The 12,681-nt window shown below is 44.5% G+C and carries 13 protein-coding genes; 4 read left to right on the top strand and 9 right to left on the bottom strand.

Annotation, left to right across the window (positions count from 1 at the left end; all coding sequences use genetic code 11):
- Positions 1–7: 7 nt before the first annotated feature.
- The 3 genes from B9A22_RS01740 to B9A22_RS01730 form a co-directional block, all read right to left on the bottom strand.
- Positions 8–1,303, bottom strand: coding sequence for a diguanylate cyclase (locus tag B9A22_RS01740; protein WP_084573867.1), 1,296 nt, complete (start codon positions 1,301–1,303; stop codon positions 8–10).
- A 17-nt stretch (positions 1,304–1,320) separates the two neighbouring features.
- Positions 1,321–1,842 carry a V4R domain-containing protein gene (locus B9A22_RS01735; protein ID WP_084573866.1) on the bottom strand — a complete coding sequence of 174 codons (522 nt, stop codon included), beginning with the start codon at positions 1,840–1,842 and terminating at the stop codon, positions 1,321–1,323.
- 137 nt (positions 1,843–1,979) lie between these two features.
- A complete protein-coding gene (locus tag B9A22_RS01730; protein ID WP_084573865.1) occupies positions 1,980–2,588 on the bottom strand; it encodes a peptidylprolyl isomerase in 609 nt (202 codons plus the stop codon).
- 145 nt (positions 2,589–2,733) lie between these two features.
- Here B9A22_RS01730 and B9A22_RS01725 point away from each other — a divergent pair, with 145 nt between their 5' ends.
- Positions 2,734–3,138, top strand: a complete 405-nt coding sequence (locus tag B9A22_RS01725) for a hypothetical protein (RefSeq protein ID WP_084573864.1) — start codon at positions 2,734–2,736, stop codon at positions 3,136–3,138.
- A gap of 2 nt (positions 3,139–3,140) precedes the next feature.
- Here the strand turns inward: B9A22_RS01725 and B9A22_RS01720 are convergent, their stop codons facing one another.
- Entirely contained in the window at positions 3,141–5,126 is a 1,986-nt protein-coding gene (locus B9A22_RS01720; RefSeq protein WP_084573863.1) for an LTA synthase family protein, read from the bottom strand.
- Positions 5,127–5,407: 281 nt separating this feature from the next.
- On the bottom strand, positions 5,408–5,734 hold the full coding sequence (locus B9A22_RS01715) for a DUF1904 family protein (RefSeq protein WP_084573862.1): 327 nt from the start codon (positions 5,732–5,734) through the stop codon (positions 5,408–5,410).
- A gap of 294 nt (positions 5,735–6,028) precedes the next feature.
- Here B9A22_RS01715 and B9A22_RS01710 point away from each other — a divergent pair, with 294 nt between their 5' ends.
- Positions 6,029–7,258: a hypothetical protein gene (locus B9A22_RS01710; RefSeq protein WP_084573861.1), complete on the top strand. Its 1,230-nt coding sequence runs from the start codon at positions 6,029–6,031 to the stop codon at positions 7,256–7,258.
- A 127-nt stretch (positions 7,259–7,385) separates the two neighbouring features.
- Here the strand turns inward: B9A22_RS01710 and fliB are convergent, their stop codons facing one another.
- Positions 7,386–8,303 (bottom strand): flagellin lysine-N-methylase, encoded by a 918-nt coding sequence (gene fliB / locus B9A22_RS01705; protein WP_084573860.1) that lies wholly within the window; start codon positions 8,301–8,303, stop codon positions 7,386–7,388.
- 223 nt (positions 8,304–8,526) lie between these two features.
- Here fliB and B9A22_RS01700 point away from each other — a divergent pair, with 223 nt between their 5' ends.
- Entirely contained in the window at positions 8,527–8,979 is a 453-nt protein-coding gene (locus tag B9A22_RS01700) for a MarR family winged helix-turn-helix transcriptional regulator (protein WP_217805849.1), read from the top strand.
- Positions 8,976–9,752, top strand: coding sequence for a DUF169 domain-containing protein (locus tag B9A22_RS01695; RefSeq protein ID WP_084573859.1), 777 nt, complete (start codon positions 8,976–8,978; stop codon positions 9,750–9,752). Before B9A22_RS01700 ends, B9A22_RS01695 begins: the two co-directional genes overlap by 4 nt.
- 134 nt (positions 9,753–9,886) lie before the next feature.
- On the opposite strand, the gene B9A22_RS01690 is transcribed toward B9A22_RS01695, so the two are convergent.
- Genes B9A22_RS01690 through B9A22_RS01680 form a run of 3 tightly spaced genes read right to left on the bottom strand, consistent with a single transcriptional unit; the run spans position 9,887 to position 12,534 of the window.
- Positions 9,887–10,276 carry a YkvA family protein gene (locus B9A22_RS01690; RefSeq protein ID WP_084573858.1) on the bottom strand — a complete coding sequence of 130 codons (390 nt, stop codon included), beginning with the start codon at positions 10,274–10,276 and terminating at the stop codon, positions 9,887–9,889.
- Between the two features lie 60 nt (positions 10,277–10,336).
- The gene (locus tag B9A22_RS01685; RefSeq protein WP_084573857.1) at positions 10,337–11,488 is read right to left on the bottom strand and encodes an MFS transporter; all 1,152 of its coding nucleotides are present in this window, start codon (positions 11,486–11,488) and stop codon (positions 10,337–10,339) included.
- A 14-nt stretch (positions 11,489–11,502) separates the two neighbouring features.
- The gene (locus B9A22_RS01680; RefSeq protein WP_084573856.1) at positions 11,503–12,534 is read right to left on the bottom strand and encodes an ROK family protein; all 1,032 of its coding nucleotides are present in this window, start codon (positions 12,532–12,534) and stop codon (positions 11,503–11,505) included.
- Positions 12,535–12,681 lie beyond the last annotated feature (147 nt).

Here is a 12,681-nt window from a genome sequence, read left to right as displayed (position 1 = left end):
TGTCACTTCACGCAATTGCCTCATCATTATACTGTTTCACGCAGTTGCGTCCTGATCCTTTCGCTAAGTACAAACCTTTATCAGCTCTAGTCAGCATATCGCCAAAGTTTTTGTCAGTATCCTTGGTCGCGGCCACGCCGATACTTATAGTAATGCTGAGAGACTGGCCGTCCTCAAGCTGAATTGTCTGCTGCTGCAAAGCCACCCGCAAACGTTCAGCCACCTGCAGGGCAGCATCCACTCCGGTCTCTGGCAAGAGCACCGCAAATTCTTCGCCGCCAATCCGTCCAAAAACATCCTGCTGCCTAAGCATCTGACTAAAACTGTCTGCCAATGCGCGCAATACCTGATCACCACCAGGATGTCCATAGGTATCATTAACTACTTTAAAATGATCAATATCTAAAACAAGCACCACGATATCCCGTTTGTACCGGCAGGCCCGTTCCCATTCCGTTGCTGCCAATTGCAGAAAGTAGCGCCGATTATAAATACCTGTCAATTCATCAATAGCCGCCAAACGGGTGAGATCTTCCTCTATTTGCTTGCGCTCAGTAATATCTATATGCGTACTGATTAGGCAATTTTCCTCCCAAAACTGGGTGAATCTGGCCGAAATCAAGGCCCACTTCAACTGCCCTGTTTTCCTTGTTCGTATTTGCGTCTCAAACCCGTTAAACTGTCCCTCGCCCAGCAGTGTCGCCAGCATCTGCTGTCTTGCAGTACTATCAACATAAAGATCCGTCGTCTTTACTGTCGATACCGCTTGGTAATCTAACTCGTAAAACTCAACAGCCGGTTTATTTACAAACAGGATCTGCCCAGTCGCAAATGAGGTAACAATCATAGGAAACGGCGCTGATTCAAAGAGATTTCTAAGGCTCTCCTCACTACTTCTTAGTCCCTGTTCAACTTTTTTGTTTTCACCAATAATCTCTGCTAAAGATTCCACCATGGCATTGAAGGCTGAGGAAAAATCACCCATGAAGTCTACCCGCTGTGTTAAATCTCCCTCGGCAATCATCTGAGCCTGCCAGGTCAGGTGGCGCAAATTAGCTTGCAGTGTCTTAAGTGCCCCCGCTAAATAGCCTTTAATATAAATATCTTTGGACAAATCGCCGTTAGCCATAAGTAGCACAAATTGCTGTAGATGAGTCAAGTCATCATGGAGTTTCCTAAATCCCTCGTGCCTTTTGAGCTCTTCCGTAATCTCACACGCTGCCCGGCCCTCAAATACACTTTCGCGCAAGGACTTCACTGCCATGTCGAGTAACTGGAATTTGTCACTATCCTGCTTGCTCATTATCTATTTCACTCTTCTCATTTTTCCAATTCAGCACTAAAGCGGCATACCCGCTCACCAGTGCACCAGCAGTCAACCTCTTTTACCTTGAATTTGTTACCACTAAAACTCTCCATCAACGCGGCAATAAAGCCCTCATCGTAGACACAAACTTCATAATTAAGCTCAGGCATCCCTGAGCACTCTAAGTCTTCCCCAACAGTCAAGATAAACTTCGACTGCTCCAAATCAGCCTTCTCGACCCGCAAGATGCCTATTCCCATATCGCGCAAAGCAATCTGCGCCTGTCTGATAAATTCATGGAAATCTTTGACCTCACCAATAAAGTGACGGTAAAATTCGTTACCTGCGAAGTATCCCGCCTCGTAAAAAATTCTATCAGTCTGCTCAATGCCTACTTGCCGCTCCAGCACATCACGTAGAGCAAACTGCATCAGCCGGTACACCTCCAGGCGCGTATTAACCCCTAGATTAGGCCTGCCTAAAGGAATGTCACCCAACAACCGCCAGGAAAAAGGATAGCGGCGTTCTACTGGCATGACACATCCCTCCCCCTCAGAATGATTACTCTTTGCAACATTCTACCCAAAAACTCTATTTCCCTCTAATTGTCGTTAGATTTATTGACACTCCTTAGACATTTAGAAAGGCCGGACTATTCTCCGGCCTTTTACAATTACTTGGCTTGTTCAATTGTAATCTTCTTAATGACAACATCCTCTGACGGCTTATCCTGCGCCCCTGTCTTGACTTTACCAATGGCGTGAACAACATCCATGCCTTCAATTACCTTACCAAACACAGCGTGTTTGGTATCAAGCCAAGGTGTAGCTTTCAATGTAATAAAGAACTGTGACCCGCCAGTATTCGGGCCAGCATTCGCCATGGAAATTACGCCTTCGTTATGCTTGAGGTCACGGTGAAATTCATCAGGGATGGTATAGCCTGGACCGCCTGTGCCATTCCCCTTAGGGTCACCGCCCTGAATCATGAAATTCTCAATGACCCGGTGAAAAATCAGCCCGTTATAAAACCCTTTATTGGCAAGTGTAATAAAATTTTTGGTAGTCAGCGGCGCTTTATCCTCAGACAACTCAATGCGGAAAATTCCTTTTGATGTTTCAAATAATGCTACACTATTCTTCTTGCTTGTACCTTCAGTTTGCGTTTGCTTGGGAGTTGTTTCAGTCTGATTGGGCAAAGTAACATTGCTGCCAGCACACCCGGCAGTCAAGAGTACTAAAAGTGTTACCATTGCAATAAAAGCAACTAGATATTTTTTCATAAGTCTCACTCTCTTCCTGTTTTTTATCCAAATATTAGTATATCACACCGGTAGATAAAACGAAACTCACTCGACAGCAGTGAAGGATAAATTACCCCTCATCACGAATACAAGGTGACATAATTACTAGGAGGTTAACCAGGTAATGTTTCTGTTTGCTGCCGCGGTGTTTACCCTGACTTTATTACCCCTGCCTGCCATTTGTGAAGAGACTACGGCAACCGACATTGTTAATAAATATGTTCAGCATAGGCTGGATACTAACTTCAACTCTACCCGCTCAAAGCTGCAGATAAGCTTTGTTGACGATTACTCCAATTTTACTTTCAGCTTCTCCCGTAAATTTGACTATCCTATCACCCCACAACTCCTGGCCTTTTCTGATATCATGTTTGAGGGGACTAGGTATGATGCATTTTTGTCTCAGGCCAATATTGGCTTGCAATATGTTACCAGGGATCATGAGACAGCCTTATATAAAAGAATCTACGAAAAAGATGTCGCCACAGATAGAAAATTTTACTTTTCCTTTGGCGGCAGATTTAACTAAGTTCATAGCTTTAGCTGCTTCCCATATTTAATCCGCCACCAGGATATAGCTCTGGCTGAATCAATCTCCTGGCGGATTTTATCCTGAGCAGGTGGTATCAGACCGCTTTTAGTCAAGTGGTTCTCGCTATACTCGCTCTCAGCTTTGCCGATATGGCCTGGCGAAATCCAGAAACCATAATTCATGCCAAAGTCATTGCCTTTAGTCAGGCTGTGTCCTAGCGAATAATACTCAAAACCACTGGGGGCAACAAGTTCCAGCAAAGTGGGCGTGACATTGATATGACTGCCGGCGGTTTGCTCAGGTAAAGATTCTTTGCTGATGCCTTTGCCGTAAACGACAAAAGGGATAGCATAGCGCTCAAACAGGGGAGGATTTGTCTCGATATTGACCCGGTCAGCGTGATCGCCGACAATGACAAACAAACTGTCCGGATATTGCCTACGGGCCTCTTTGACAAATTGGGCCAGCATTTTGTCGGCATACCAGAAATGCCCCAGTTTCTTGATAAATTCCGGATCATTCCTAAGCTTCTCTGGCAGTCCAGCCGCAACAATACCCGGGTCAAACCCCTCCCGGGCAAGATCGACTGTGTAAGGTGAATGGTTGGACACGGTAAGAATAACGTGAAAACCAGGCCTGTCACTTTTTACATGACCAAGCACAGCCTCATAGAGATAATAGTCGTCACAACCCCAGACATTACCGCCTGTGCTGTCATAATCACCCATACCGTAAAATGAATCAAATCCTTGGGCCAGCGTGAAATCTCTTACTTTTTCCCAGGAATTAGGACCAGCATACCAGAAGTCGGCCGAGTACCCCAGGCGTTTCATCTGCGGTGCTAAGGCAGTGGCATACGGCTCCTTGTACGATTCAGGCAAATAATTCAGGTACAGGTTGGCCTCAGCCAAACCAGTAACTACCCCCATAACACCAGAGATGGTGCTCATACCATTAGGTAAAAAGTTTGGGACATAGGCAGCCTCGTCTTGGGCAATGATTCCCTTGAGTCCGTTGGCAATATTGAGATTGCTGTACTGTGGCAGCAGCGGCCAGTTGGCATAGCTTTCGGCAATAATTAAGAATACCTGCCTGGGCGGTGCGTCTGTCCCACCTACCACTGTTTTACGTAAAAAATCATCTAAGTTAGCCGACTTGACCGTATGCCCGGCCATATAACCGCCATAGTCAGCCAATCGACCTGGATCCATATCCAGCCCGGTGGAGGCCGACACCCGCTCATGCAAAATATAGGCCCGGTACAAGGCCTGCACATCATCTAAGATGGCTTCATTCAGCAGTTGGTCTTTGGTTATCCCCGAGTTCTCCCAATCAATGTTATGGGCAAAGGTCATACTGCCGCCAAAACGGATAAAAATTGTGAGATAGTAAATGGCAACAAGCAGCGCGGCGCGCAGAGCAATATTGTGATACCATTTAGACAACCGGGGAAACGAATATGTTTTGGATGCCAACCAACGCCTAAGCAATCTGCACAGCAAAAACGCCGTAGCCGAAGCCAGCAGCACCCTGACAGGCAGGTTATACTGCTCAATAACAGTATGGACAATGGCCGATACATCGTCATTTAGCGTATTAAACAACAGTTGATTAAACGCCATACGAAACTCTTGATAATAGGGAATGCGTGCATGAAATAAAAAACTGAGTAAGGTAACATATACTGCCCCCAGGTAAAGCCGAATATGACTCAGCCTCTTCCAAGGAAGAAAAAGTCTGAGACCAGTGCAGCAAACTAGCGGCATAAGCACCATTAACCCGGCGCTTTTTAAACTAATGCGAAAACCATAATATAGCGCAGCAGCAATGTCGCTTATTGTTGCGGCCTCACTCAGAAAAGAGTGCATGACTGCAATAAACCCAACGCGAAATAGGCAAAATACTCCCAAAATAAAAATGAACAGTTTGCAATCCTGCTGCAATTCACTATAAAATTCGTCCCAATTAACCAGCCTGATAATCAACCCAACCCTTCCTACAGTAAAGAAACTAGGGCACTATTAGCTATATATCTAACAAGGACATAAATCCAATAGTGTACACTATTCAAAACTTCGGTCATATTCTACTTTTTTTGCTAAATTCCTGCTTTGCTCGGCAAAGATCTTACACCAGAGGAAAAAATAAAAACACAGAGCCTGTTCTCCGGTCTCCAAAAAGGAGACAAGAGAACAGGCTCTGTAGCTTCAGCTGTACTGTTCACGCCACAACAGTATACCCAAAAACTCTTTTACGCCTAAATGCTCTAATAATGATTCTGATTTTCGTAATACCTATTTTCCTGTAAGACTACGAAAAAAGTTTCAACATGACAGTACCCCGCACTTAAAACATGCCGATAGATGGCAGCAGCCACCTGATCCTGCACTTCCTGCCCACGGTCAAACCAGTTTACCTGCACAAGAGGAGTAATCTCTTGCTGCCTGCCGTCCATAATAAAAACACTGTTCACGGCTTCTAAAGTAAAATAATCGCGTGGACAGCCAATAATAACGTGAAGCTCGTCAACAAGTGGTTTACTTATATCTTTGATCTTATCTAGTTCCATTCCTTTAATAATAATCTGCGGCATAGTACCCTCCGATTTTTTTCTTCCCATTTTATCCTAGGTTAGCACTCGTATCCTTGTCTGTCAATAAAAGCAAATAACGCGCAGACTTGGCTAATCCACCATAAACTAACTCGGTTGCTGGCGCTTATTTTAGAAGACACTAACAAAAAACTAAATAAACTTTCTATCAGGATATAAAGTAAACACGGCTTGCGCCGAGCCTTAGCGAAAGCGGAAGCCGATGTTGCCCTTATCCAGACGGAAAGTTACACTTTCTTACAGGATCAAAAACCTTGGTAACGAAAGGAGAATAACATGAAGCACAACAGCCGTAGAAAAAATGCCAAACGCAGATACAAGCACCTAGTGGCTGCCCTTGCTGGCGCCGCCGTTGTAACCTCGGCTCTGCTGCCTGGTCTCCCCATCTCCAAGGTTCATGCTGCTGAAAATACTGTGGTGGCCTCCCCAGCCCCGATCACCGAAGCGGCTTCTCCTGACCAGACAACGCCCACCAATGTCCCCGCTGCGGAAACTACCAAAGACCGTACCCCTGACCGCAACACAGATGAGGATAAAAACCGCCCTAATGAAAATCAAACTGTTTCATCTTCACCGGTTGCCGCCGTCAAAGCAGCTGCAGCAGCATATGGTTTTGACCGGCATGACAGCTTTTCGCTACAATGGCAAAGTTCGACCGAGGCAGTTGTCTCCGTTCGTACAGACAATGGCAAAACCTTTAGAGTCCGTTTAACCAAGGACAATGACAGCTGGAAAATCGATAGCGTAAAAGAAATCATTACCGGCGGTGATAGCGGCGGCGTTATTCATGGTGGCGACCCTGTTGATGTTGTGAGAGACAATGCTGGCACATTTGGCTTTGATGCATACAATGACACATTTACCCTATTATCGGTTACTGGTGGCAAAGCTATTGTCGAAGTAAAAACCAGTGGTCAAAAATTCAAGGTTGATTTAGAGCGAAGCGGTGGAAAGTGGGTTATTACCACCATCCGTGGCATCGGTAATGGTAATTACCCGGCTACCTATCGTCCAGCCAGCCTATATGGTTATCGAACATTAGGCGCTGCTACCGGTCCAGTGGTCACTGCCAACGAACGGGTACTTTACACCAACGATTCGTTTGCTGGCTGGACCTGGAATCAAAGTACCTATCCGGCAGATATGAAACTCGGTGTCCTGCTGTCCAAGCCTCAATCGGCCGCTGCCGCAGACCTCCCTGGCATCATTGTCGATAAGGTTGACTCAATTGATTTTGGCCGTCAGGTAGTCCTCTATGCTCATATCGGTTCAGTAACTGAACGAGGCTATGGCATTGGTATTGAAAAGGTTGTCCAGACAGGCAATGACCTGACCGTCACCATCAGGACCAAAAGCCCGCTGGAGAACCACAGACTCTCACTGACTAAAACCAATGATGTAATTCCCATCGACCGCTTAGCCTTAAACTTCGATGACCCTATTCACATTAAGTTTGTTGACCAAAATGGTACTACACTCAGCACATATACTGTTGTAAAGCGGTAGTAAAAAAACAGTTGTGTGAAATGAGATTGCCACACTATTGTTCGCAATGACCAGGAAGGATTATCCCTTTTAGTCATTGCGAATGTATGTGAAGCAATCTCATTTTTCATACCATTTGGGAATCACCTTACTTCCGCCACAGAGACTGGCGGTCATGACCATATTGAAACTCAAGTTTCATAATGGCTTTAGCAATGTCGTCTGCATTGACGATTTGTTCCCACATATGATCAAACAAATTCAGTGTTTTTTCAAATCCATATAGATAAAAAGGCTTTTTGAAGACAAAGCTTACAAAAAAGTTTTCAAGTAATCCTGTGCCGAAGCTAGATACAGGCTGCGCTACAGCAGCAACAGCCAGTTCGTCCAACCAATCATAATTGCGATTAAATAATGCAGTTAGCTCTCGCGCGATTGTCTCATCCTGAACTAGACTGTTTACCGCCTTGACTGTCTCGGCAAGAAAAGCTAAGCGCTGGCTAAGCGGCATAGTCCGGCACTGCAAAATATCAATAAAATGTGTCTCCAATTCAAAATAGTAATGAAGCGGTTTCCTTAATGACTGCTGCGCAGGATAAACTTCAGCCGCATAATTATTATCAACTAAATCAATCGGCTGCCTGTCAGATTTGATAATAGCAAGCGGTTCAGTTCGGTCAGCCAGCTTCAATACTGCTGGACAGCTAAAACTTAACGTCAGTTCAATTCCCCGTGCTGTACTCATGGGGTATCGTGGAAAGGTCTGGCAAACAGCGTCAAGGTGGCTATGATCGGCCTCTTTGTGCAACAGGCAGCTGTTGCTTTCGTCCAGAAACCAGCAGCCACCTCCAGCTTGTTTGGCGATGTAGGCGTATTCGCCATAACCGCCCTGACCGTCAAAAGCAATAAATGCCTGAGCAAACTCGGCCTTACGGCCGCCGGCTGTAAACAGCGCCTCATTGCGGCGGTAACTGGCTTCGTCCATAGTGACCTGCCAGTGATTGCGGCAGCAGGTTCCACACATTTGACAGGAAAACTGTCCAACTATATCAGTATAAATATACACGACTTAATCCATCCCCACTCTAGTTTACTATATTCTTATAAAGAGTTATCTGCCGCTGATAAAACTCCTCCTGCCTGCTATATAAAATTCTGTAGTCTGCTGACCGTTGTAGCAGGCTACAGAGAAATGGATGTGTATATCTAAGTCAATCCAGAAAAAATAATCAGTATACAAACAATCATAACAGTGATATAATTTAACCAAAATAAGGAAAGGAGGTCAATTGAATACATTGAACAGTAATAAAACTGGTGGCTATGACATCGAAGAAAGCCTTGGTTTTCTTCTTTCTAAGTGTCACCAACGAGCCTTTCAAATCTTTCGCGAGAAACTCTCATCTCATAATCTCACACCACCTCAGTTCTCAATGTTGGCTTTTCTCTGGAAAAAAGACGAACAGTCACAAATCCAGTTGGGAACAGCTATGGAAATGGACCGCACGACCATCAGCGGCATCATTGATCGTCTTGAAAACCAGGGATTGGTTAACCGCGCGCCCCATCCGGAAGACAGACGGGTTTTCATGATAAGCCTGACAGAAGCAGGCCGGAGGTTAGAGCACAGTGTTTCCTGTTTATCGCTCAAGGCTAATACCGAAATAGCTTCGAATCTCTCTGCACAAGAAAAAGAATCTTTAGTAATTCTACTAAAAAAAATGAGAGGTGGATCACAATGACAAGTAAGATCGCGGCAGCCGTTAATCTAAGGTATTCTCCCGTAGCCATTATATTCGCTGCAGAAAAACCCGCAGAAGCTTTACAGTTCAAAGAAGGCCGCTGGGGCTGTGTAGTGTCCATGCTGAATGCAGCTGCCAAGGGACGGACAGCGGTTTTCGACCGCAAAACATTTGGCTGTATCGGCGGCGGTGCTGGGCTCGGCTTTGGTAATACTTACATCGGTATGCCGGGGGGTATAGAATATTTCCTGTCTTCGGGCAATAGAGAATTCTGCGAAAGCGAGCTGGGTAAAAACATAGTAAAAAATTGGCCTGCCCTAAGCCACGGTGAAGCATACAAGAAAACACCTGAATTCGCCAAGTCCTTTGCCGATGCCCTCCCCTATTACGATGTGCCTACTGAATACGTAATTTTTAAACCGCTGGAGAATCTTCTGCCTGAAGAAAAACCTGAAGTGGTAGTTTTTCTTACTACACCTGATCAGCTTTCTGCCTTGACAGTGCTGGCAAACTATGCCAGACATGGCGGTGATAATGTTATCATCCCTTGGGGCGCCGGCTGCCATAGCCTCTGCATCCTTCCCTTGCATGAGGGGAAATCGGCTAAGCCGAAAGCGGTCGTCGGACTTATCGATGTTTCTGCCCGTAAACAAGTAGATAAGGATATCCTTTCATTCAGTGTCCCTTACACAATGTATCTTGAAATGGAAGGCAATGTGGAAGAGAGTTTCCTGACAAGAGATGAGTGGCTGAAAATTCGAGACAGGAATTAATACTGACAGAATAGCTCTTCAATCGATTGCCAGCAAGTAAAAGGATCGCCCAAAGCCAATAGGTGGCTTTTGACGATCCTTTTTTTGTCAAAGAAATCAAGCTATGGGCGATAGAAATCTAATGCACCCCATGTTTATTCAAAAAAAACTTTCTTAAATATAGCTATAACCAACACAATCCAGGCCACTGCCGCTACCGCCAGCATACCGAAAATATAAGGCAGCCGCCTGCCCCATTTCTCGCTCTGGCGTTTACTTTCATCAAGTACTGAACTAGGCAACAAATGAGTCAAATACATCATAGCCCCAGTGACAAGCGCAGCATCATCTGCAATTCCCAAAAATGGCAGATAATCTGGCAGTAGATCAATCGGGCTGACCAAATAGACAAGCAGCGCTGCCAGTAAGCCTTTTACATATTGAGGGGTTAACGGATGACGCCATGCATAATATAAAATTACCGCATTATCCCGCAAGAGTTTCAGCCAAGCCCCAAACCGGAAAATCTGGGCTCCTTTTACCATGTTTATCACCAACCTAATGGTTTTATTCTAATGTGAACTACGAAATTACAGTCGCCTAGACTATTCAGTTGCGACACGAGCACTAACTGCTACAATCAGCAGCATTGCGGCGACACATAAAAAAGCGAAGGAGAGGCTCGTTGTATGAGCAATAAAACCAATGAGTGCCGGACCCGCCAGAATGCCTGAATAACCAAGGGTCGTAACAGCTGAGACCGCCAAGTTTGCCGGCATGACTTTCTGTCGGCCCAGTACCGAATACAATACCGGCACAATATTGGAAGCGCCTAACCCGACCAGCCCAAAGCCAATAAGCGAGGCTATCCAAGTTGGAATGAATATAGTAATGGTAAATCCTAACGCCGCACATATCCCCCCGAAGATAAGTATCTTTTTTCCGCCAAATGCCTGAACAACACGATCACCACTCAACCTGCCTATCGTCATCGCAACTGAAAACAGGGAATAGCCAAGTCCTGCATGAGAAAAATCAACCCCTCTCTGCGAAGACAAAAATACGGCGCTCCAATCCAGCATCGATCCTTCCGCAAGAAAAACAATGAAGCACAAAACTCCAATGAAAAGGACAATTCCTTTAGGAAGAACAAACAACGGCGCGTCCTTTTCTTCACTCCCATAGGGCAGCAAGTGCTTTCCGAAAGTTAATAAAAGTCCTACAATCACCACTATGACACAAAACACTGCTGCCAGCGGTGATGCGCCTGCCCCGAGAAGGCCACTAACAATACCTGCGCCAACGAAACCTCCAACACTCCATAACCCGTGAAACCCGGACATCATTGCTCTACCACTGGCTTTCTCAACAATCACGGCTTGGATATTGACTACCACATCGACCGCACCAATCGCAGCACCGAAGATCAGCAGTGTAATGATGAGTGCCGGAACGCTTGCGACCATGGCAAGCAGTGGTAAAGAAACACAGATAAGCAAACTAGCAACCCAAATCATCATACGGCAACCAAAGCGCGCTGCAAGTGCGCCAGCGAGGGGCATGGTAATAATAGATCCTGCACCCAGGCACAGCAAAAGAAGTCCCAGAACACCCTCATCAATACCAAGGCGATTCTTAGCGTAGGGAACAAGAGGTGCCCATGCTGCGATCCCAAATCCAGCAATAAAAAATGCTACCCGTGTGGAAAGTTGTTCCCAAAAACCTGGTACGGGACATTCAGAATGCCTAATTCTCATTATGTTGCAATTCCTTACATTCTTTTTTCTATTAGTTGAATATCACAAGTCAGACTCTCTAAGGTAATAGAAACCAAGCCATTTATATAATCATCCTGCATATTCTCTTGTATAATTATCTGTGACATATGCTCATGAGGTATTATTTTCCGGCAAGCATCAGAAAGCTCTTCAAGCATATCTGACCGGATTAAGCCTCCTGTTACTACAATGGTTTCAGGATTAATAATTGCTATAATTGATGCAATTGTTTTCACCATTAAAGGGAAAAAAACATCTGCACTATTTATCTGCTTTATTTGCTCTTCTCGTGAATGATCAAAAGGCAAATAGGACACTTCTCCTGCAAAGTTAGTATTGCCTTTAATAATATGCCCATCAACAATTATCCCTGCACCGGAACAATTATCCTGAGGAAAAGTTACAACCGCAATCGTTTTGTCTTCATCATAATTCTGTTTTTTATAAAAGCCATATGCGGTTAGATTCATATCATTTTCAACTGTAATTTTTAGATTATATTTAGCTTTTAACCGGGTAGCTAATGGAAGATTTACCAGCTCTTCAATATCGCCAGCACCAATTACGCCTCTATGAATAATCCCTGGTATGCCAATTCCGACAGCCTTGATATTCTCGTAATTGTAAATCAGTTTTTCAATCAGATTATCTATGACTTCATAGTTGATGATTTCTACCTCAGCCGAATTTTCCTCAATAATCTCACCTGTTAAATTGGTAACTGCATGAATAGTTCTATAGACTCCTTTTTCATTACTCACAAAGATACAAGCAATATAAGAATAATTTGCATTATACATAAAACGCTGGGCCGGACGGCCACCATTAGGCTGCTCTAAATCAGCTTCAATAACCTCTCCACGTTCTAATAGCTCATTTAGAATGTTGCCGCACGTTGCTACACTTAACCCTGTTGCATTTGCTATAGTTAATTTAGTTCCAACTGTCAAAGCCTTCAAAGCAGTTTTGACAAGCTCAACATTGATCTGCTTAACTCTAATCGTATTGTTAGCTATTGGAAGCATATTGTCCCCCTCCCTAACACTTTTTATAATACTTATAAAAAGTGTTGTATTTATTATTAAGATACCACGTCGTTTTGTTTTTTGTCAACAATTATATTACAAGAAATATCCAACATCTATACCCTCACTGAGGATCTGGGCATATAA

It is taken from the genome of Sporomusa malonica (assembly GCF_900176355.1).
GTDB classification, from domain to species: domain Bacteria; phylum Bacillota; class Negativicutes; order Sporomusales; family Sporomusaceae; genus Sporomusa; species Sporomusa malonica.
Note: the sequence above shows the minus strand (reverse complement) of the source record. Positions and strands in the feature narration are given on the sequence as shown.

What these genes read in the sequence shown, in the direction of transcription:
- B9A22_RS01740 (WP_084573867.1), bottom strand. Translation starts at nt 1,303, where the DNA reads ATGAGCAAGCAGGATAGTGACAAATTCCAGTTACTCGACATGGCAGTG.
- B9A22_RS01730 (WP_084573865.1), bottom strand. Translation starts at nt 2,588, where the DNA reads ATGAAAAAATATCTAGTTGCTTTTATTGCAATGGTAACACTTTTAGTA.
- B9A22_RS01680 (WP_084573856.1), bottom strand. Translation starts at nt 12,534, where the DNA reads ATGCTTCCAATAGCTAACAATACGATTAGAGTTAAGCAGATCAATGTT.
- B9A22_RS01735 (WP_084573866.1), bottom strand. Translation starts at nt 1,842, where the DNA reads ATGCCAGTAGAACGCCGCTATCCTTTTTCCTGGCGGTTGTTGGGTGAC.
- B9A22_RS01690 (WP_084573858.1), bottom strand. Translation starts at nt 10,276, where the DNA reads ATGGTAAAAGGAGCCCAGATTTTCCGGTTTGGGGCTTGGCTGAAACTC.
- B9A22_RS01715 (WP_084573862.1), bottom strand. Translation starts at nt 5,734, where the DNA reads ATGCCGCAGATTATTATTAAAGGAATGGAACTAGATAAGATCAAAGAT.
- B9A22_RS01725 (WP_084573864.1), top strand. Translation starts at nt 2,734, where the DNA reads ATGTTTCTGTTTGCTGCCGCGGTGTTTACCCTGACTTTATTACCCCTG.
- B9A22_RS01695 (WP_084573859.1), top strand. Translation starts at nt 8,976, where the DNA reads ATGACAAGTAAGATCGCGGCAGCCGTTAATCTAAGGTATTCTCCCGTA.
- B9A22_RS01710 (WP_084573861.1), top strand. Translation starts at nt 6,029, where the DNA reads ATGAAGCACAACAGCCGTAGAAAAAATGCCAAACGCAGATACAAGCAC.
- B9A22_RS01685 (WP_084573857.1), bottom strand. Translation starts at nt 11,488, where the DNA reads ATGAGAATTAGGCATTCTGAATGTCCCGTACCAGGTTTTTGGGAACAA.